21 protein-coding genes are annotated in these 19605 nt (G+C 66.2%); 7 read left to right on the top strand and 14 right to left on the bottom strand.

Annotated elements, in window-relative coordinates:
• Window positions 1–230 (top strand): tryptophan synthase subunit alpha (locus L995_RS34290; RefSeq protein WP_231574392.1); only part of this gene is annotated, 230 nt, incomplete at its 5' end.
• 65 nt (window positions 231–295) lie between these two features.
• Complete coding sequence (gene accD, locus L995_RS09245) at window positions 296–1171, top strand: acetyl-CoA carboxylase, carboxyltransferase subunit beta (RefSeq protein ID WP_016447771.1); 876 nt, start codon at window positions 296–298, stop codon at window positions 1169–1171.
• A gap of 77 nt (window positions 1172–1248) precedes the next feature.
• Here the strand turns inward: accD and L995_RS09240 are convergent, their stop codons facing one another.
• Window positions 1249–1806 (bottom strand): YggT family protein, encoded by a 558-nt coding sequence (locus L995_RS09240; protein ID WP_016447772.1) that lies wholly within the window; start codon window positions 1804–1806, stop codon window positions 1249–1251.
• A 90-nt stretch (window positions 1807–1896) separates the two neighbouring features.
• Here L995_RS09240 and L995_RS09235 point away from each other — a divergent pair, with 90 nt between their 5' ends.
• The 5 genes from L995_RS09235 (at window position 1897) to L995_RS09215 (ending at window position 7454) form a co-directional block, all read left to right on the top strand.
• On the top strand, window positions 1897–2571 hold the full coding sequence (locus L995_RS09235; protein ID WP_047471158.1) for an LON peptidase substrate-binding domain-containing protein: 675 nt from the start codon (window positions 1897–1899) through the stop codon (window positions 2569–2571).
• Between the two features lie 245 nt (window positions 2572–2816).
• A complete protein-coding gene (lysS, locus tag L995_RS09230; protein ID WP_016447774.1) occupies window positions 2817–4376 on the top strand; it encodes a lysine--tRNA ligase in 1560 nt (519 codons plus the stop codon).
• Between the two features lie 91 nt (window positions 4377–4467).
• Window positions 4468–5484 (top strand): hypothetical protein, encoded by a 1017-nt coding sequence (locus L995_RS09225; protein WP_047471155.1) that lies wholly within the window; start codon window positions 4468–4470, stop codon window positions 5482–5484.
• Window positions 5485–5603: 119 nt separating this feature from the next.
• Window positions 5604–6677: a GGDEF domain-containing response regulator gene (locus L995_RS09220; protein ID WP_047471153.1), complete on the top strand. Its 1074-nt coding sequence runs from the start codon at window positions 5604–5606 to the stop codon at window positions 6675–6677.
• 108 nt (window positions 6678–6785) lie between these two features.
• Window positions 6786–7454 carry a mechanosensitive ion channel family protein gene (locus L995_RS09215; protein WP_174538860.1) on the top strand — a complete coding sequence of 223 codons (669 nt, stop codon included), beginning with the start codon at window positions 6786–6788 and terminating at the stop codon, window positions 7452–7454.
• A 67-nt stretch (window positions 7455–7521) separates the two neighbouring features.
• Here L995_RS09215 and purT read toward each other — a convergent pair whose 3' ends face one another.
• From purT to lepA, 13 genes are all read right to left on the bottom strand, one after another.
• Window positions 7522–8739 carry a formate-dependent phosphoribosylglycinamide formyltransferase gene (gene purT, locus L995_RS09210; protein ID WP_016447778.1) on the bottom strand — a complete coding sequence of 406 codons (1218 nt, stop codon included), beginning with the start codon at window positions 8737–8739 and terminating at the stop codon, window positions 7522–7524.
• Between the two features lie 110 nt (window positions 8740–8849).
• Complete coding sequence (locus tag L995_RS09205) at window positions 8850–9512, bottom strand: HD domain-containing protein (RefSeq protein WP_047471151.1); 663 nt, start codon at window positions 9510–9512, stop codon at window positions 8850–8852.
• Between the two features lie 18 nt (window positions 9513–9530).
• Window positions 9531–10190, bottom strand: a complete 660-nt coding sequence (locus L995_RS09200) for a DUF1294 domain-containing protein (protein ID WP_016451183.1) — start codon at window positions 10188–10190, stop codon at window positions 9531–9533.
• A gap of 7 nt (window positions 10191–10197) precedes the next feature.
• Complete coding sequence (locus tag L995_RS09195; protein ID WP_047471148.1) at window positions 10198–11295, bottom strand: 6-phosphofructokinase; 1098 nt, start codon at window positions 11293–11295, stop codon at window positions 10198–10200.
• Between the two features lie 109 nt (window positions 11296–11404).
• Complete coding sequence (gene nagZ, locus L995_RS09190) at window positions 11405–12496, bottom strand: beta-N-acetylhexosaminidase (protein ID WP_016447782.1); 1092 nt, start codon at window positions 12494–12496, stop codon at window positions 11405–11407.
• Window positions 12497–12545: 49 nt separating this feature from the next.
• Window positions 12546–12941, bottom strand: coding sequence for a holo-ACP synthase (acpS, locus tag L995_RS09185; RefSeq protein ID WP_016447783.1), 396 nt, complete (start codon window positions 12939–12941; stop codon window positions 12546–12548).
• 20 nt (window positions 12942–12961) lie between these two features.
• The gene (locus L995_RS09180) at window positions 12962–13735 is read right to left on the bottom strand and encodes a pyridoxine 5'-phosphate synthase (RefSeq protein WP_047471146.1); all 774 of its coding nucleotides are present in this window, start codon (window positions 13733–13735) and stop codon (window positions 12962–12964) included.
• Window positions 13732–14502 carry a DNA repair protein RecO gene (recO, locus tag L995_RS09175; RefSeq protein WP_047471145.1) on the bottom strand — a complete coding sequence of 257 codons (771 nt, stop codon included), beginning with the start codon at window positions 14500–14502 and terminating at the stop codon, window positions 13732–13734. Before recO ends, L995_RS09180 begins: the two co-directional genes overlap by 4 nt.
• Window positions 14503–14529: 27 nt before the next feature.
• Window positions 14530–15564 carry a GTPase Era gene (era, locus tag L995_RS09170; RefSeq protein WP_016447786.1) on the bottom strand — a complete coding sequence of 345 codons (1035 nt, stop codon included), beginning with the start codon at window positions 15562–15564 and terminating at the stop codon, window positions 14530–14532.
• On the bottom strand, window positions 15561–16244 hold the full coding sequence (gene rnc / locus L995_RS09165) for a ribonuclease III (protein ID WP_012207060.1): 684 nt from the start codon (window positions 16242–16244) through the stop codon (window positions 15561–15563). The genes era and rnc overlap by 4 nt, the downstream gene beginning before the upstream one ends.
• Window positions 16245–16607, bottom strand: a complete 363-nt coding sequence (locus L995_RS09160) for a DUF4845 domain-containing protein (protein WP_016447787.1) — start codon at window positions 16605–16607, stop codon at window positions 16245–16247.
• A 70-nt stretch (window positions 16608–16677) separates the two neighbouring features.
• Window positions 16678–17655 (bottom strand): signal peptidase I, encoded by a 978-nt coding sequence (lepB, locus tag L995_RS09155; RefSeq protein WP_016451178.1) that lies wholly within the window; start codon window positions 17653–17655, stop codon window positions 16678–16680.
• Entirely contained in the window at window positions 17655–19463 is a 1809-nt protein-coding gene (gene lepA, locus L995_RS09150) for a translation elongation factor 4 (protein WP_016447789.1), read from the bottom strand. Before lepA ends, lepB begins: the two co-directional genes overlap by 1 nt.
• Window positions 19464–19605 lie beyond the last annotated feature (142 nt).

Here is a 19605-nt window from a genome sequence, read left to right as displayed (position 1 = left end):
CGGCAGCCGTGGAAGCCATGCTGCCGCGCATCCGCGAGCACGTGAGCATTCCCGTGGGCGTGGGCTTCGGCATCCGCGACGCGGCCACGGCACAGGCCATCGGCCGCGTGGCCGATGCGGTGGTGATCGGCAGCCGCATCATCGAGATGCTGGACGGCCAACCCCACGAAAAGATCGTCCCCCTGACCATCGACTTCCTGCGCGGCGTGCGCAAGGCACTCGACGCGTAGGTCGCATAATGCAGCCCTTGCATGCGGCCCGGTGCCGCATGCCCTGCGCCTGAAAAGGAAACACCATGTCCTGGCTTGAAAAACTCCTGCCTGCCAAAATCCAGCAAACCAACCCTACGGATCGCCTCCAGCAGATCCCCGAAGGTCTGTGGATCAAGTGCCCGAGCTGCGAGACCGTGCTCTACAAGGCCGATCTGGAGAAAAACCAGAACGTCTGCCCCAGCTGCAGCCACCATCACCGCATCGGCGCGCGCGCCCGCCTGAACCATTTCCTGGATGCCGAAGGCCGCTATGAGATCGGCCAGGAAGTCATTCCTGTCGACGCCCTGAAGTTCAAGGACAGCCGCAAGTACCCCGAGCGCCTCAAGGAAGCGCTGGAGAACACCGGCGAGACCGATGCCCTGGTCGTCATGGGCGGCGCCATCAAGAGCGTCAACGTGGTCGCAGCCTGCTTCGAGTTCGAATTCATGGGCGGCTCCATGGGCTCCGTGGTCGGCGAGCGCTTCGTGCGTGGCGTCGAGACCGCCATCGAGCAGAAGGTCCCCTTCATCTGCTTCACCGCCACCGGCGGCGCGCGCATGCAGGAAGGCCTGCTGAGCCTGATGCAGATGGCCAAGGCCAATGCAGCGCTCACGCGCCTGGCCAAGAAGGGCCTGCCCTACGTCTCGGTGCTGACCGATCCCACCTTCGGCGGCGTCTCCGCCAGCTTTGCCTTCGTCGGCGATATCGTCATTGCCGAGCCCAAGACACTGGTCGGCTTCGCCGGCCCGCGCGTGATCGAGACCACCGTGCGCGTGAAGCTGCCCGAAGGCTTCCAGCGCGCCGAGTTCCTGCAGGACAAGGGCGCCGTGGACATGATCGTGGACCGCCGCGAGCTGCGCGACCGCATCGCCGCATCGCTTGCCATGCTGCAGCGCCTGCCGGCCGACGCTGTTCAGTAAAGCCTCGCGCAGACACAGAAAAGCCGCCGCAGGTGGGTGCCTGCGGCGGCTTTTTCACGTCCGGGAAACTGGGGAAATCAGGCCAGCAGCATCAGGCCCGAGCCCTGGATATAGCCCAGCACCATCAGCGCAATCTGCAGCAGCACCAGAGCCACCAGTGCCGACAGATCGATACCGCCGATCAGGGGCACGATGCGGCGAATAGGCCGCAGCATGGGCTCGGACAGGCGCTGCAGCACGCCGTACATCGGCGACTGCGGCTGCACCCACGACAAGATGACATAGATCAGCAGCACGCCCACCATGCCCGACAGCGCCACGCGCGCCAGGCCGCACAGGGCCAGCCACGGCAGGGCGAGCACATTGGACTGCCCGCCCATCAGCAGCCACAGCAGCACGAACTGCAGCATCTGCAGCAGGAAGGCCGCGATCAGGCTGGACATGTCCCAGCGCCCGGCCGGCTTGATGACGCGGCGCAGCGGCATCACGATCCAGTCGGACAGCGCAAACACCAGTTGGCCGACCGGGTTGCCGAAGGGAATGCGCTGGGCCTGCATGTACATGCGCAACAGGCAGACGCCGGTCAGCAGGCCAACGACCACGTCGAGCAAAAAGGAAACGATCTGAAAAAGCATGGCGTTGTAGGACTGCGAGAGGAAGATCGGACCACGGCCAGCCGGCCTTGGCACAGCATGGGATGATAGCTGCCGCATCCCGCCCATCACATGACCGCCCCTACCGCACTGCACTCCCTGCCGCTTTTCCCTCTGGGCAGCGTCCTTTTTCCCCAAGGCCTGCTGAGCCTTCGCGTCTTCGAGGTCCGCTACCTCGACATGATCCGCAAGTGCGAGCGCACGGGAGCCCCCTTCGGCGTGGTGGCATTGCAGGCCGGCAGCGAAGTGCGCAAGGCCGGTGCGGCCGCCGAGCAGTTGCATGCCGTGGGCACGCTGGCACGCATCGTCCAGCTGCAGCAGCCCCAGCCCGGCCTGCTGCACCTGCAGTGCGAGGGCACGCAGCGCTTTCGCATGCAGGATCACCGGCAGCTGCCCCACGGCCTGTGGGTGGCCGATGTGCAGTTGCTGCCTGCCGACACCGCCGTCCCCGTCCCCGATCACCTGCTCGCCACGGCCCAGGCCCTGGCCCAGGTGCTGATGCAGCTGCACGCACGATCCACCGACGCCGACCATGCCCGGCTGCCCAGCGCCGAACAGATGGGCGACTGCGGCTGGGTGGCCAACCGCTGGACCGAGCTGCTGCCCCTGCCCGTGTCCATCAAGCAGCAACTGATGGCCTTAGACAGCCCGCTGGTGCGGCTGGAGCTGGTGGCGGATGTGCTGGAACGCAGCGGCATAGGCAATTCGCAGGGGACGGCGCCCGGCCCCCCGCCCGCTGCGCACTGACGAATTGGCGGTCCTGCGGCGTCATACCGCAGCAAGGTCCGGCACATTGACGGCACCACGCACCGAAAGCGCGGCAAAAAACTTAAAATCGCGGATTCAGCCCGCCAGCTGCGGGGCCTGCCGGTGGCATTTGCTGCTGCCGCTGCATTTTCCAGCCCTTCCCGCCTGGCTTTTTTTCGGCTTTCCCCGATTTCCCCTCCGGCTTTTTTCCGGCCCCTCGGCGTTTTGCGCTGGCGCTCATTGTCATGACCGAACACAACACACCATCTGCAGCGGACCAGACCGCTCCCCAGGACGAAAACCAACTCATCGCCGAGCGCCGCGAAAAACTCAAGGCCCTGCGCGAACAGGTGCGTGAACAGGGCGGCGTGGCCTTCCCCAACGACTTCAAGCCGGCCGACCGCGCCGAGGCGCTGCAGCAGGCCCATGCCGACAAGAGCGCCGAGCAGTTGGACGCCGAATCCGTGCAGGTCAGCCTGGGCGGCCGCATGATGCTCAAGCGCGTCATGGGCAAGGCCAGCTTTGCCACCATCCAGGACGGATCGCTGGGCCCCACGCACGGCCGCATCCAGCTGTACATCACGCGCGACACCGTGGGCGAGGAGGTCTATGCGGCCTTCAAGCGCTGGGACCTGGGCGACATCCTGGGCGCCGAGGGCACGCTGATGAAGACCAAGACCGGCGAGCTGTCGGTCAAGGTGCAGACGCTGCGCCTGCTCACCAAGAGCCTGCGCCCCATGCCCGACAAGTTCCACGGCATGGCCGACCTGGAGCAGAAGGTACGCCAGCGCTATGTGGACCTGATGATGGACGAGCAGGCCCGCCGCCGCTTCATCGCGCGCAGCAAGGCCGTCTCGGGCATCCGCGAATTCATGGTGGAGCACGGCTTCCTGGAAGTGGAGACGCCCATGCTGCATCCCATTCCCGGCGGCGCCAACGCCAAGCCCTTCGTCACCCACCACAACGCGCTGGACCAGGAGATGTACCTGCGCATCGCGCCCGAGCTGTACCTCAAGCGCCTGGTGGTCGGCGGCTTCGAGCGCGTGTTCGAAATCAACCGCAACTTCCGCAACGAAGGCATCTCGGTGCGCCACAACCCCGAGTTCACCATGATGGAGTTCTACGCGGCCTACTGGAACTACCGCGACCTGATGGACTACACCGAGGCACTGGTGCGCGACGCCGCGCAAAAGGCCGTGGGCACGCTGCAGCTGACCTACGGCGGCAAGCCCGTGGACCTGTCCCAGCCCTTCCAGCGCCTGACCATTCCCGAGGCCATCGTCAAGTTCACCGAAGCCGGTGACAAGGTGGCCGACCGCGAATGGCTGACCAATGCCCTGCGCAAGCTGGGCATGACGGAAGAAAAGGACCGCCTGTCCACCCGTACCCTGGCCAGCCTGCAGGTGCTGTACTTCGAGGAAGTGGTCGAGGAAAAGCTCTGGCAGCCCACCTTCATCATGGAGCACCCCACCGAGATCTCGCCGCTGGCACGCGCCAATGACGAGCGCCCCGAAGTCACCGAGCGCTTCGAGCTGTACATCACGGGCCGTGAATTCGGCAACGGCTTCTCCGAGCTCAACGACGCCGAGGACCAGGCCGCGCGCTTCAACGCCCAGGTCCAGGCCAAGGACGGCGGCGACGACGAAGCCATGTACTTCGACCACGACTTCGTGCGTGCCCTCGAGTACGGCATGCCCCCCACGGGCGGCTGCGGCATCGGCATCGACCGCCTGATGATGCTGCTGACCGACAGCGCCAGCATCCGCGACGTGATCCTGTTCCCCGCCCTGCGCCGCGAACAGTAAACCCCCGGCATCCAGCGCCTGCGCGCATGGCCAACTGAAGCCGCCTGCGTTCCCTTGGGAGCCAGGCGGCTTTTCCCTATACTGGCTCGCCATGCAAATCCCCACCTACTGGGCGCAGGCGCGCCTGCGGCATGAAAGCCGCCCCACCCACGGCATCACCGTCCAGCGCTGGGGATGGTCCGATACCAGCCAGGAGGCTGCCCAGGCCCACGCCCAGGAGCGTGCCGCCAAGGCCCTGCAAGACGCCCGCAATGCGGCGCTGCCCCCAGGCGAGCCGCGCATGGAATGGAAGAACGAGTACGCGCTCGACGGCGTCACCACCCCCATACGCGAAGAAGTCCTGCAGCGCCGCGACGGCACGGTGATGACGCGCAACAGCTACGGCGCCCACTGCCTGAACACCGAGCGCGTGGCCATCGCCGATATCGACCTGCCCGAGCCGCCGAGCGCTGTGCGCTTTCCCGTCGTGACCCTGCTTTTGCTGGCTTCGGCCGCCACCTGGCTGGCCCGGCTGGCACCGCACAAGAACAATTCGAGGATGGTGGCCACAGCGCTGGTCGTGCTGCTGCTGTTCCTGGCCATGCGGCGCGTGCAGCGCTGGTGGGAGGCGCGGCAGGCGCGCCGGCGCGCGGCCACGGACTCGCCGTCCGCACGCGCCATGGAGCGCGTGCAGGCCTTCCACCAAAGCCATGCCGACTGGGGGCTGCGCGTCTATGAAACGCCCAAGGGCCTGCGTGTCATCGTCACGCATATCGATTTCGCACCCGACGACCCTGCCGTCACGCAGCTGTTCGACGCCTTGCAGGTGGACCCTCTCTATGCCCTGCTGTGCGAGCGCCAGCAGTGCTTTCGCGCCCGCGTATCGGGCAAGCCCTGGCGCATGGGCCTGACCGGACTGTCCACCTCGCTGCGCCGCTGGCCCCAGCCCGAGCAGACGCGGCAAGAGCGCCGCCAGTGGGCGCTTGCCTATGACGAAAAAGCCCAGGGCTTTGCAGCTTGCAGGCTGCTGCAGCAACTTGGCAACCCACGCCTGTGTGCGGCCGCCGACGCCTTCGTGCAATGGCACGACGAAGCCAGCCGGGCCCGCACGGACCTGCCCCTGGCCTGAAGAAAGCCGGGCATCCACAATCGCACACGAATACAACGACCGACTTACACTGGCGCCACCCCCATGCCGCGTACTGCGCAGCCCCCTGACCCATTTCTGGTCTCACAACCCTGAAGGCCATGCCCGCTGCCCCACCACCTTCGCCCACCGACAGCACCGACTCTCCCGCCATCGAGCCCACCGGAGCGCGCTTCGCCAAGCCGACGGACGAGGCATCGCCGTTTTGCGTGCTGGTCGTGGAAGACCAGGCCTCGGTGCGCACCAGCCTGGTCAGCGAGCTGCTGCACGCGGGCGTGACCCGCGTGCTGGAGGCTGCCGATGGCCCCAGCGCCCTGGTCCTGTTCCGCGAGCAGCGCCCCGACCTGGTGCTGCTGGACATCCGCCTGCCCGGCGAGGATGGCTACTGGGTCGCCCGCCAGCTGCGCGAGGCAGAGCCCGGCGAGTGGACGCCCGTCATCTTCCTGTCCGGCCTGGACAATGACCTGGATGTGTGGCGCGGCATCGAGGCCGGAGGCGACGACTACCTGGTCAAGCCCGTCAAGCCCATCGTGCTCGTGGCCAAGCTGCGCGCCATGCGCCGCCTGCTGGACATGCGCAGGCGCCTGGTATCGCTGTCGGCCGAGCTGCATGAGGCCAACCAGAAGCTCAACGAAATGGTCGAGCTCGACCAGCTCACGGGCCTGGTCAACCGCCGAGGCTTCGACCGCATCCTGCATGCCGAGATCGCCTCGGCCCGCCGCGAAGGCCAGCCGCTGACGCTGATGCTCTGCGACCTGGACCATTTCAAGCGCTACAACGACACCTATGGCCACGTGCATGGCGATGAATGCCTGAAACAGATCGGACGCCTGCTGCGCGAGGTCTGCGTACGCCCCCGTGACGTGGCGGCGCGCTATGGCGGCGAGGAATTCGCGCTCATCCTGCCGCGCACGCCACGCTCGGGCGCCATGACGTTTGCGCGCGCCGTGGGCCAGATGCTGCGCGTGCTGCGCATACGCCACCCCGACTCACCCCATGAATCGGGTCTCACGCTGTCGGGCGGCATCACCACCTGCGTCCCCGACGAATACACCAGCGCCGAAGCCATGCTCATGCGCGCCGACCAGGCACTGTACGCGGCCAAGGCGCAGGGGCGCGACCGCTTCTTCAGCTTCGAGATGCAGATGGACACGGTGGAGCAGCGCCGCACCTGACTGCCGGGCCTTGCGCCTGCGCTTACGATCGCAGCTCAATGCCGGGCGCGCGCGAGCTGCGCATCCGGGTCCCGAAAGCGGATTCCTGTTTCCTGAATGTTTGAAGTTATGCGTCGTTTTCAAGCGCACCTGCCCGCCTGGATGCAGGATTGGCTGGAGTTCATCATCCCCGGTGCCCAGATCCTGCTGATCATCGGTGCGGCCTGGCTGCTCAATCGCCTGGTTCGCCGGCTGATCGCACGCGCGGGCAGGCACTACGGCCTACCGCCGGAGCTGCTGGTGCCGCTGCGCGGCGTGTTCCGCTGGATTCTGATTGCCGCCACCGTGCCGCTGGTACTGGAGCGCCTGGGCGTCTCGGCCACCGTGCTGTGGACGGCCTTCACCGGCTTTGCCACCGTGGGCGCCGTGGCCTTCTTTGCGGCCTGGAGCGTGCTGTCCAACCTGTTCTGCGCCCTGCTCATCGTCATCGTCGGGCCCTTTCGCCTGGGCGACTACATCGAGGTGCTGGACACGGCCGAAAAGCCCGGTGCCAAGGGCCGCGTGATCGACATCAACATGCTCTACACCACCTTGCAGGACGCCCATGCGCCCGATGGCTCACCCAATCTGCTGCAGATCCCCAACTCGCTGATCTTCCAGCGCGTGGTCCGGCGCTGGAAGGGGGGCCTGGGCGCGGATGGCGAGCATGCCAGCCATGGCGAGGAGGAGCGCGCCATCCGGCTGACCACGCCGCATGATGCCCAGCCCTCGCAGCCTCCCATGCACACGACCAACTAAGGCCGGCACCCCATGAAAAAAGCCGCCGCCCGGCAAAGGGACGGCGGCTTTGTCATTGGGCAGCGCCTCAGGGCTTGCGCGGCCGGACCTTGCTGGCGGCCAGCTTGGCGTTGGTTCGCGCCTGCTCCACATCCTGGGCGCGCGCCAGGGCCACGCCCATGCGGCGCTTGACGAAGCTCTCTGGCTTGCCGAACAGGCGCAGGTCCGTGCCCGGCACGGCCAGGGCCTCGTCCACGCCGTCGAACACCAGGCCTTCGGCATCCTGCCCGCCATAGATCACGGCGCTGGCGCCGGGATTGCGCAGCGAGGCATCCACGGGCAGGCCCAGAATGGCGCGCGCATGCAACTCGAACTCGCTTTGCCACTGCGTGGCCAGCGTGACCAGCCCCGTGTCGTGCGGGCGCGGAGAGACTTCGCTGAACCAGACCTGCTCGCCCTTGACGAACAGCTCCACGCCAAACAGGCCCAGGCCGCCCAGGTCATCGGTCACCGCCTTGGCGATGTCGCGCGACTTCTGCAGCGCCGCCGGGTGCATGGGATGGGGCTGCCAGCTTTCCACATAGTCGCCGGACTGCTGGATGTGGCCGATGGGATCGCAGAAATGCGTCTGCACCTGGCCGTCCGCACCCTTGGCGCGCACCGTGAGCTGGGTGATTTCGTAGTCGAAGTCGATGAAGCCTTCGACGATCACACGGCCATGGCTCACGCGGCCGCCGGCCATGGCGTAGTCCCAGGCCTTGGCCACGTCGTCCGGGCCGTCCAGCTTGCTCTGGCCCTTGCCCGAGCTGCTCATCACGGGCTTGACCACGCAGGGGAAACCGATGGCGGGCTGGCCATCCGTGCCGTCGATGGCAGCCTGCAGTTCCTGCTGCGAATCACAGAAGCGGTAAGGGCTGGTGGCCAGGCCCAGCGTCTCGGCGGCCAGACGGCGAATGCCTTCGCGGTCCATGGTCAGGCGCGCGGCGCGGGCCGTGGGGATCACGGTGACCACGCCTGCCGCTTCCAGCTCTTCGAGCATGGGCGTGGCAATGGCCTCGATCTCGGGCACGACCAGGTGGGGTTTCTCGGCCTCGATCAAGGCCTTGAGCTGGGCCGGATCGCTCATGGTGATGGTGCGTGCGTGGTGGGCCACCTGCTGACCGGGCGCGTTCTCGTAGCGGTCCACGGCAATGGTTTCCACGCCCAGGCGCTGCAGCGCGATCAGCACTTCCTTGCCGAGTTCGCCGCTGCCCAGCAGCATGACTTTGGTGGCATGGGGGGAGTAAGGGGTTCCAAGGGTGGTCATCTGCGCGTCCGGTGAGCCAGGCAGAGCCTGGGCAAGATAAGAAAGAGAGGGAGGCAGGCCTGCACGGCCCGCAGCAGCCCCCGATCATAGGATGCCGACACAGGCGCCGCCTACAAACCCAGCGCCTGCGCGAGGTTGCACCGCGCCCGCGCCTCCAGCCGTTGCCCGAACCAGTCGGTGCAGTAGATGGCCTCGCGCTGCATGAAGCCCTGCAGCACCTCGCGGCGCTTGGCGCGGTACAGCGGCAAGGGCACCCATTCGTACTCGGCCCGCACCTGCAACTCGTACTCGGCAAACCGCAGAGGGTCGGCCGCGAGAATGCCCAGGTCGGCATCCACCAGCAGTTGGGCGTCGATCCCGGACGGCTGTGCCGCGTGGCAGGTCGCCATGATCAGGCCGTGCACGCGCCCGGCCACATCGGCAGGCAGACCCTGTTCACGCAGCACGGCGGCGGCCCAGTCGGCGCTGCGCGCCTCGTTGTCCTTGGCTTGCGTTTGGTAGACAGCGTCATGGAACCACAGCGCCAGTGCCACCTCGCCGGGGTGCTCGGCCAGAGACAGCGCCGGCTGCAACAAGGCCAGGGCCTCGCCCAAGTGCTGCAGCGTGTGGTAGTGGCGCTGGGGCTCGCTGTAGCTTTGCAGCAGCTCGGCCAGCACAGGCTGCGGTGCGCTGGCACCCAGTGCGGACCAGGCGCTATCCCAAGACGCCTGCCAGGTCTGCAGCGATGCATCGTTTGCGCTGGGCATTTCGGCCCCTGGTCCAGCCTGGGTCATCGCCTGCTCCTTGGGTCTTCAGAAGATGCCGGGTGCCAGAGCCCGCAACGGCGCACCCGCCGGTGACAGCAGCCAGGCCAGCAGGCCGCAGTTGATCCCCACGGTGATCCAGAATACCAACTGGAACGAGGCCTTGCTGGACTTGTGCCGCAGCAGCCCTTGCGCGAGCAGCGCGCCAGGCCAGCCGCCCAGCAGCGCCAGCAGGTGCAGGCGGCCTTCGCTGGTACGCCAGCGGTCGTGCACGGCGGCGGACTTGTCGAATCCGTAGACCATGAAGGTCACCAGGCTTGCCGCCGCATACAGGCCGACAAGTGCCCAGGGCATGCGGCCAATCCAGGCAACGGCCATCAGCACGCAGAAGAAGGCAGCGGCCAGCCCCACTGCCACCTGGCCTCGCACAGTTGACTGAGGCCGCGAGGACATGCCGGCACGGCGTCGCCGCGCAGGCTGCGGATGGCCGCTCCTGGACTCGCCAATGAAGGCGACATCCTGGGCGCGCCATTTCCCCTGGGCATTGCGGCCGGGTACGTAGCTGACGCGCTCGCCCCCCTCGGGCCTGCGGCGGCGATCGGTGAAGGACTTGATGTGGACAAAGACCGGCGCCCCGCCGCCATCGGGCTCGATGAAGCCGAAGCCCTGCTCGTCCTTCCAGCCGGTGATGCGCCCCTGTTGCCGCATGGCGGGCTCAGTGGCGGCCAGCGGCGGCCGGCGACGCAGCAGGCTTGCGGGGCTCGCCCAGGCAAATGCCTATGTCGCGCGCCATGGTGAGCAGGCCGTGGTCCAGCGGCACGGTGCGCTGGGTGTTGGCCACGCGGGAGATTTCCACGCTGCCGATTTCGCCACCCTGCAGCGTGACCATGCGGCCGAAGCGCCCCGACAGCACCAGCTGCGCCGCATGGTGGCCGTACTGGGTGGCCAGCACGCGGTCAAAGGGAGTGGGGTCGCCGCCGCGTTGCACATGGCCCAGCACCGTGGTGCGCACCTCGCTCCTGAGATGGGGCTGCAGGCGCTCGCGCAGCACATGGCCGACGCCGCCCAGGCGTACGGGGTCCGGGCTTTGCTCTATGCGCTCACGCACCGTGAGGCTGGCACCGCTTTCCTTGGCGCCCTCGCCGATGCAGATGATGGTGTAGCGCTGGCGCTGCTCGCGCATGCGGCAGAAATCCACGATGGCCTGCAGGTCGTAGTCGATCTCGGGCAGCAGGATGACGTCGGCCGCACCGGCAATGCCGGCCTCCAGCGCCAGCCATCCGGCATGGCGCCCCATGGTCTCGACGATCATCACGCGGTGGTGGCTGTTGGCTGTGCTCTCGATGCGGCGCAGCGCCTCGGTGGCCGTGGCCACGGCGGTGTCGAAGCCAAAGCTGCGCTCGCAATTGGCAATGTCGTTGTCGATGGTCTTGGGCACGCCCACGCAGGTCAGGCCCACCTGTTCGGCCAGGCCATGCGCCAGGCTCATGGTGCCGTCGCCGCCGATGGCCACCACCACGTCCAGGCCCAGTGCCCGGACATTGCGGCCCACATGCTCCAGCGTGGCCGCATCGCGCAGGGGGTTGGCGCTGTTGCTGGTGCCCAGGATGGTGCCGCCCACATGCAGGATGCCCGAGACCTCGTCCCAGCCCAGGGGCTTGACGCCGGGCGGGTCGAGCATCAGGCCCTCGAAGCCGTCGGCAATGCCCAGCACCTCGCACTGGCCGTGGTTGATCAGGGACTTGGTGACCGCACGGATCACCGCATTCAGGCCGGGGCAGTCGCCACCTCCGGTCAGCACGCCAACGCGCATGGGAAAACTCTCCTGTGAAAACACTTGGCGTGCGCGTCCTCCATGGCCCGCACAGCCTTTGCAAAGCCCGCCAGGCCTCAGCCGGCCAGCCGCTGCGCTCGTCAATCCATCAAGGCAGCAGGTCCAGCGCCTGGAGGTAGGCCGGCTGGCGCATGAGGTCGTCCCAGGGCTGGGGCACGGTCTCCGGCAGCAGGGCCAGGCGGCGCGATTCGCTGTCGGCATCGGGCTGCCAGCGGCCACTGCGCTGCGCGGCCTCCATGCCGGCCAGCAGCTCGTCCACATGCTCGCCCAGGCCCAGGCTCTGGTTGCACAGCAGCACCATGTCGCAGCCGGCCTCCAGCGCGGCCAGGGCTGCGTCGGTGTAGCCGATGAGTTGCCCGTCGATGCGGCGCGCGCCCTCCATGCTCAGGTCATCGCTGAAGATGGCGCCGTCGTAGCGCAGGCGGCTGCGCAGGATGTCCTTGAGCCACTTGGCGGAAAAACCGGCCGGGCGCCTGTCGACCTTGGGGTAGATCACATGGGCCGGCATCACGGCCGTGAGCACGCTGGACAGCCAGGGATAGGGCGCGGCGTCCTCGCCCAGGATGGCGGTGAGGCTGCGGCCATCGACCGGAATGTCCACATGCGAGTCGGCCTTGACGAAGCCGTGGCCGGGAAAGTGTTTGCCGCAGTTGCCCATGCCGGCCTGCAGCAGGCCGTGCATGAGGCTGCGGGCCAGCGCCGCCACCACGCGCGGGTCGCGGTGGAAGCTGCGGTCGCCGATGACGCTGCTGGCACCGTAGTCAAGGTCCAGCACCGGGGTGAAGCTGAAATCCACGCCGCAGGCGCGCAGTTCGGTGCCCAGCACGTAGCCGGCCGCCGTGGCGGCGTTCATGGCAGCCAGGGCGCCGCTGCCTTCGCGCTGCTTGCTGCCCTTGCCGTCGTCCATCCACATCTGGCCGAAGGCGCGCATGGGCGGCAGATGCGTGAATCCGTCGGCACGAAAACGCTGCACGCGCCCGCCCTCGTGGTCCACGCAGATCAGCAGGTCGGCTTTGACGCCCTTGATATCGGCGCACAGCTGCACCAGTTGCTCGCGGCTTTCCCAGTTGCGGGCGAAGAGGATGATGCCGCCGACCAGCGGATGCGCAAGACGCCGGCGGTCCGCGTCGGTGAGCGCCTTGCCGGCGATGTCGATGATCAGGGGTGCGTGCTCGGTCATGCTATGAATCCTGTGGAGTCAAAAAAGCCAGCGCTGCGCCGGCCGGGTGTCAGGCGCGGCGCTCGACCACGCAGAAGCTGGCCGCGTAGTCGCTCTCGTCGGTCACGGACAGGTGCACCTGCAGGTTGCGCGCCTCGAACCATTCCTTGAGCGCGCCGTGCAGCACGATGGCTGGCTGGCCACTGGGCAGCTTGACGACCTCGCAGCTACGCCAGGTCATGGGCATGACCATGCCCATGCCTATGGCCTTGGAAAAGGCCTCCTTGGCGGAAAAGCGCGTGGCGACGAAGCGGATGCCGCGCTCGGGCCAGCGCGCGCGGCGGGCTCGCCAGGTGGACAGTTCGCCTTCGGCCAGCACCTTCTCGGCGAAACGGTCGCCATGGCGCTCCAGGCTGGCGCGGATGCGGCGCACGTCGCAGATGTCGGTACCGATGCCGTAGATCATGGATTCGCTCCGCGAAAGCTTCAGGCGCGCGCCGCCATGCCCTGGTCTATGCACTGCTGGTAGGCGCGCACGGTTTGGGCGTAGCCCAGCTCCAGCGCGTCGGCGATCAGCGCATGGCCGATGGAGACTTCGAGCAGGCCCGGCACGCGCGCCACGAAGGCGGCCAGGTTGTCGCGGCTGAGGTCATGGCCGGCATTGATGCCCAGCCCGGCGTCCAGCGCAGCCTGGGCCGCCGCCGCGTAGGCCTGCAGTTGAACTTCCTGGTCTGCCGTGCCCCAGGCGGCCGCATAGGGCTCGGTGTACAGCTCGACCCGGTCGGCGCCCACGGCCCGCGCAGCGGCCATCTGTGCGGGAACCGGGTCCATGAACAGGCTGACGCGCACGCCGAGTTGGCGGCATTCGGCGATCAGCGGCTTCAGGCGCTCGGCATCCTGCGGGAAGTTCCAGCCATGGTCGCTGGTGAACTGGTCCTCGCTGTCGGGCACGAAGGTGGCCTGGTGCGGGCGCGTGGCCCGGATGAAGTCCATCAGGTTCTGCGTCGGGTTGCCCTCGATGTTGAACTCCGCCTGCGGCCAATGCTTCATCAGCGCATGCAGTTCATAGACATCTTCGCTGCGGATATGGCGCTGGTCGGGACGCGGATGGATGGTGATGCCCTGGGCACCGGCCTCCAGGCAGATGCGCGCGGCGCGCGTCACGCTGGGAATGCCCAGATGGCGCGTGTTGCGCAGCAGCGCAACCTTGTTGACATTGACCGACAGCGCCGTGCGCTGCGAAGCGTGGGAAAGATTCATAGCGATTGCAGATCCATCATCAGCTGGCGGGTGCGCAGCATGGGACTGCCGCAATGGTATTGCAGCAAGGCCCTCAGTTGGGGCTTGAGGGCCAGCGCCGCCTCGGGCTGGGCCACCACATGCAGTGTGGCGTTGAAGGCCTGCCGTGCCTGCAGCGCGCTCTCAATGGCCTGCCATTGCGCAGCGCCCAGCACGGCGCGCTCGCCCTGCAGCGCCGGGCGCAGGCCGCCTTCGGCCACCAGCACATAGCGACGCCCCTCGGCCAGCGGCGCCAGCGTGGCGCTTTCCTCATTCAAGGCAGGCAGATGGCCCAGTTCGCGCAGCAGCAGCAGCTCGAAGGTGCGCAGCACGGGCTCGATGGCATCGCCATGCTGGCCTGCCAGCACGCGCACCACACCGGCATAGATGTCGAACAGCGCCGCGTAGGGATCGTCGCGCGCCAGCAGGCGCATCAGCAGCTCGTTGAGGTACAGGCCCGACAGCAGGGCGTCACCCTGGGGCATGACATGCCCGCCCACCCACTCTGCGCCCTTGAGGGTATGGATCTCGCCATTGCCCTCGCCGCCCAGGCTGTAGCTCAGGCTCAGCGGCTGCAGCGGCAGCAGCACGGGGCGAAAGTTCGAGGTCGGCCGCTTGACGCCCTTGGCCGCCAGCGCCACGCGGCCCCGGTGACGCGTGAAGACCTCAAGGATCAGGCTGGACTCGCTCCAGTCGTAGCTGTGCAGGACGAAGGCCGGCTCGTCCGAGACACGCTTGGCGCTAGCCATGGACCCAGGGCCTTGCGGTAAGGGTGCTCACTCGTAGCCGAACGAACGCACGCGGGCTTCGTCGTCGGCCCAGCCGGAGCGGACCTTGACCCAGACTTCGAGGAAGACCTTGGCATCCATGAGCTTTTCCAGCTCCTGGCGCGCCTCGGTGCTGATGCGCTTGAGGCGCTCGCCCTTCTCTCCGATGATCATGGCCTTGTGGCCGTCGCGCTCGACCACGATGGTGGCCGCCACGCGGATGAAACGCTTGTGCTGCTTGCTGGCCTCTTCCTCGAACTTGTCGATGACCACCGTGGAGGTGTAGGGCAGCTCGTCGCCCGTGAATCGGAACAGCTTCTCGCGCACGGTCTCCGAGGCGAGGAACTTCTCGCTGCGGTCGGTCAGCTCGTCGGCGGCGTACATCCAGTCCTGCTCGGGCAGGTACTTCTCGCAGATACCGAACAGGCGCTCGATGTCTCCCTTGTTCTTGGCCGACATGGGCACGAACTCGGCGAACGGATGGCGCTCCTGCATGCCCTTGAGCCAGGGGGCGATCTCGGCACGGCGGCCCACGGTGTCCAGCTTGTTGGCAATCAGCAGCGTGGGGATGCCAGGCTTGAACAGCGACAGCACCTTGGCATCGGCCAGCGTGAACTGGCCGGCTTCCACGACGAACAGGATCAGGTCCACGTCGCCGATGGCGCCCATCACGGTCTTGTTGAGCGACTTGTTCAGTGCCGTGCTGTGCTTGGTCTGGAAACCCGGCGTATCGACAAAGATGAACTGCGTCGCAGCGCGCGTGCGAATGCCCGTGATGCGGTGGCGCGTGGTCTGCGCCTTGCGCGAGGTGATGCTGATCTTCTGGCCCACCAGCGCATTCATCAGCGTGGACTTGCCCACATTGGGCTTGCCGACGATGGCGATCAGGCCGCAGCGCTGCGGGCCGGTCGGCACCTCGGGTGCCGGGGTGTCATCAGCAGCGGATGCCGTGCGAGCTGCGCCAGCGCCGGGCTTGGCCGCAGCCAGCAGGGCGTCGAGTTCGGCGGCGGTCTGTGCCGGCGCCGGGGGTTTGTCTTGGTTCATGCGTGTCTTGCTTTCAATAGTTCCAGCATGGCTGTGGCAGCCGTCTGCTCGGCGGCCCTGCGCGAGGCACCCGTTCCCCGGGCCTGCAGTTGCAACTCGGCAATCGCGCAGGCCACCTCGAAGGTCTGGCGATGGGCGGCGCCCGTGGTGGCAACCACTTCGTACTGCGGCAGCTTCATGCGCCGCCCCTGCAGCCATTCCTGCAGGGCCGTCTTCGCATCCTTTTCGGCTGCGCGCATGTGGGGGTTGATGTCCACGCCCTCGAAGAGATGGTGTACCACCTTCTCGCCCGCAGCGTAGCCGGCGTCCAGATACACTGCGCCGATCAGGGCCTCGACCGCATCGGCCAGGATGGAGGGGCGTTGCTTGCCGCCCGACTTGGATTCGCCTTCGCCCAGGCGCAGCAGATCGGGCAACTGCAGCCTCAGCGCGATCTGGTGCAGCGTGCCTTCCTTGACCAGGTTGGCGCGCACGCGGGACAGATCGCCCTCGGGCATGGAACTGAGCCGCTGGTAGAGCAGGCTGGAAATGGCAAGATTCAGCACCGAGTCACCGAGGAATTCCAGGCGCTCGTTGTTGTCTGCCGAGAAACTGCGGTGCGTGACGGCACGCTGCAGCAATGCAGGCTCGGCAAATTGATGCTGCAGCCTCAGCTGCAGCGCATTCAGTAAGGGAGGCACCTATTGGGTCTGCTTCTTAAAACGGTAAGTCAGGTAGGCGGGGCCCACGAGATGGATCTCGCGCGAATATTCGAACCCCACCACCACACGGTCATTGATTTTGGTCACTTCGAGGTCCTCCCCCGTAATCGATTTGATGTCGTCGATCTGGGCTGAGCGATTGAAGCCGGCTTTAACGTCAGCCACGGAATTGCCTTCGCGGGCCGCCTTGTTGGCGGCCTTGACGATGGCCTGGTACTCCAGGAAGACCGGCACGGATTGTGCGCCCACGGCCACCACACCCACGCCCAGGGCAATCACAAACACCAGTCCCAGAAAGGACAGACCGCGCTGGCGCGAACGCCGGTTGTTCGATGTCAACATGCTTTTTCCTCCTCCGATGTGAATCCCTCGCGCATGCCTGGGGGCATCCGGCCCTCAGGCATGCATGTGATCAATGGAAGCCGCCGATGCGCTTGAAATCCCCGAAGTTCATCCAGACGAAGAAGGCCCGGCCAACGATGTTCTTGTCGGGCACAAAGCCCCAGTATCGGGAATCCAGCGAATTGTCGCGGTTGTCGCCCATCATGAAGTACTGGCCCTCGGGCACCTTGCAGGTGATGCCTTCGACGCTGTAGCGGCAGTTCTCGCGGAACTCGAAGCCGCTGGCACCCTGGATGAAGGCGGGCACGTCCTGGTTCACGATCATGCGGTGCGGCTTGTCGCCCAGCGACTCCTCGTACTGCTTGAAGTAGCGCATCGCGTCCTTGTCGAAGAAGTCCGGCAGTTCGCTGACCGGGACTTCCTTGCCATTGACCGTCAGCCGCTTGTTCAGATAGGAGATCTCGTCACCCGGCAGGCCCACCACGCGCTTGATGTAGTCCAGGCTGGGTTGCGGAGGATAGCGGAACACCACCACATCGCCGCGCTGCAGCGGCTGGCCCTGGGTGATCTTGGTGTTGATCACCGGCAGGCGCACGCCGTAGGTGAACTTGTTCACCAGGATCAGGTCGCCCACGAGCAGCGTGGGAATCATGGAGCCCGAGGGAATCTTGAACGGCTCGAACAGGAACGAGCGCAGGACAAAGACGATGGCGATCACGGGGAACAGGCCCGCGGTCCAGTCAAGCCACCAGGGCTGCATTAGGATGCGGCCCTTGGCCTCTTCCGACACCTCGATGTCGGTCTTGGCGATGCCCATGCGGTCGAGTTCTGCGCGGCGCGCCACGGCAGCCTCCTCGATGGCCACGGCGGCGCGGCGGCGGCGGGGCAGGAAATACAGCCGTTCGGCCACCCAGTACAGGCCAGTGACCACGGTGGCCAGGAACAGCAGCAACGCGAAGTTGCCCTCGATGAAGCCCGTGTACCAGGCGCCGATATAGCCCACGAAAGCCGCCAGCACGACGGCCGTAATCCATTGCATGGCTTGCATCAATCCTCCACTTGCAAGATGGCCAGGAAGGCCTCCTGAGGCACTTCCACCGAACCGATCTGCTTCATGCGCTTCTTGCCGGCCTTTTGCTTCTCCAGCAGCTTGCGCTTGCGGGTGATGTCGCCGCCATAGCACTTGGCCAGCACGTTCTTGCGCATGGCCTTGACGGTTTCCCGAGCAATGATGTTGGCCCCGATGGCGGCCTGGATGGCCACGTCGAACATCTGGCGGCTGATGATCTCGCGCATCTTCGCCACCACGGCCCGGCCGCGGTACGTGGCCTGGGAGCGGTGCACGATGATGGACAGCGCATCGACCTTCTCGCCGTTGAGCAGGATGTCCACCTTGACCACGTCGGAGGCGCGGTACTCCTTGAACTCGTAGTCCATGGAGGCATAGCCGCGCGAGACCGACTTGAGCTTGTCGAAGAAGTCCAGCACGATCTCGCCCAGCGGCATCTCATAGGTCAGCATCACCTGGCGACCGTGGTACTGCATGTTGATCTGCACGCCACGCTTCTGGTTGGCCAGCGTCATCACCGGGCCCACATAGTCCTGGGGCATGTACAGGTGGACGGTGACGATGGGCTCGCGCACCTCCTCGATACGGCCGGCATCGGGCATCTTGGACGGGTTCTCGACCTGGATGACCTCGCCATCGCCCTTGACCACTTCGTAGACCACGCTGGGCGCGGTGGTGATCAGGTCCTGGTCGAATTCGCGCTCCAGGCGCTCCTGCACGATTTCCATGTGCAGCAGGCCCAGGAAGCCGCAGCGAAAGCCGAAGCCCAGCGCCTGAGAGACTTCAGGCTCGAACTGCAGGGACGAATCGTTGAGCTGCAGCTTTTCCAGCGCATCGCGCAGCTGGTCATATTCGCTGGCTTCGGTGGGGTACAGACCCGCGAACACCTGGGGCTTGATTTCCTTGAAGCCGGGCAGGGCCTCGGTGGCAGGGCCCAGATTGTTGGGAAGCTTCTTTTCCAGCGTGATGGTGTCGCCCACCTTGGCTGCCTTGAGCTCCTTGATGCCGGCGATGATGTAACCCACCTCGCCGGCGCGCAGCGCGTCGCGCGGCACGTCGGCCGGAGTGAACACGCCCAGGTTGTTGGCTTCGTAGGCAGCGCCCGAAGCCATCATCTTGAAGCGCTCGCCACGCTTGAGTTCACCATCGACCACGCGCACCAGCATCACGACGCCCACGTAAGTGTCGAACCAGCTGTCGATGATCATGGCGCGCAGTTGGCCATTGGGATTGCCCTTGGGCGGCGGCACCTTGGCAACCACGGCCTCCAGGATCTCGTCGATGCCCATGCCGGTCTTGGCCGAGCAGGGAATGGCATCGCTGGCATCGATGCCGATGACGTCCTCGATCTCTGCCTTGGCGTTGTCGGGGTCAGCCTGCGGCAGATCCATCTTGTTGAGAACGGCCGTCACTTCCACGCCGAGATCCAGCGCGGTATAGCAGTTGGCCACGGTCTGTGCCTCTACGCCCTGAGAGGCGTCCACCACCAGCAGCGCTCCCTCGCAGGCCGACAGGGAACGCGAGACTTCGTACGAGAAGTCCACGTGGCCGGGCGTGTCGATGAGGTTGAGGTTGTAGACCTGACCATCCTTGGCCTTGTACTGCAGGGCAGCCGTCTGCGCCTTGATGGTGATGCCGCGCTCTTTCTCGATATCCATCGAGTCCAGCACCTGGGCTTCCATGTCACGGTCAGCCAGGCCTCCGCAACGCTGGATCAGGCGGTCGGCCAGCGTCGACTTGCCATGGTCGATGTGCGCAATGATGGAAAAATTTCTGATGTGGTTCATCAACGAGAAGGACTGCTAGTGAAAGTGGAAAACGACAGGGTCGGCGCGCAAGAAAAAAGGGCGCGTCCATGAACGACGCGCCCCGAACCAACAATCTCTGGCAACTGCGATAGTTGGGACTTTATTGTAGGCAAAAAGGGCT

Origin of the sequence: Delftia sp. ZNC0008, from assembly GCF_000799035.1 — a bacterium.
Classification (GTDB): domain Bacteria; phylum Pseudomonadota; class Gammaproteobacteria; order Burkholderiales; family Burkholderiaceae_C; genus Comamonas; species Comamonas tsuruhatensis.
This window is presented reverse-complemented; position numbering and strand designations above follow the sequence as displayed.